Below are 463 nucleotides of genomic sequence, written 5' to 3'. Positions count from 1 at the left end.
GATCCGGTTTTTGCAACAACGCGGACTCATGCTTGACCGCCTGAGCAAAAGGCAACTTGTCAAAAGCCGGATATAACGGATGCAAATCGCTCATGTAGGGCATCGGCACACGCAGTGCTCTACTTAGTGCGACTATCAGTTCATCCGGAGTACCTTGCCAGGTTTCTTCCAGCACCTTGATCAGCGACGTACCATGGATGACAGCCTGCTCCCGTGCCTGGCGAAGTTGGGCTGCATCAATTACCGGTTGGTCCAGCAGGGCGACCTGCGTCTGCGTCAATTGATACTCCCGGCCAGCTCAAAAATTGGCAGATACATGAGAATGATGATACCGCCGATGACAGTTCCGATTACTGCCATCAACAGCGGCTCGATCAGTTTGGTGGTCCACTCAACCCAGCGCCCGATTTCTTCATCGTGAAAATTGCCGATACGCTCCATCATGTCGCCCATCATGCCGGTA

Annotated in this window: 1 protein-coding gene and 1 pseudogene; both read right to left on the bottom strand. The window is 53.1% G+C overall.

Annotated features, from left to right (window positions below; genetic code table 11):
• Nucleotides 1-280, bottom strand: a pseudogene (locus SQ11_RS15485) (type II/IV secretion system protein); the annotation flags it as partial.
• Nucleotides 277-463, bottom strand: a 187-nt coding sequence (locus SQ11_RS15480) for a type II secretion system F family protein (protein ID WP_041515101.1), incomplete at its 5' end; no start/stop codon positions are given. The pseudogene SQ11_RS15485 and the gene SQ11_RS15480, both read right to left, overlap by 4 nt.

It is taken from the genome of Nitrosospira sp. NpAV (assembly GCF_000832065.1).
Lineage (GTDB): Bacteria > Pseudomonadota > Gammaproteobacteria > Burkholderiales > Nitrosomonadaceae > Nitrosospira.
This window is presented reverse-complemented; position numbering and strand designations above follow the sequence as displayed.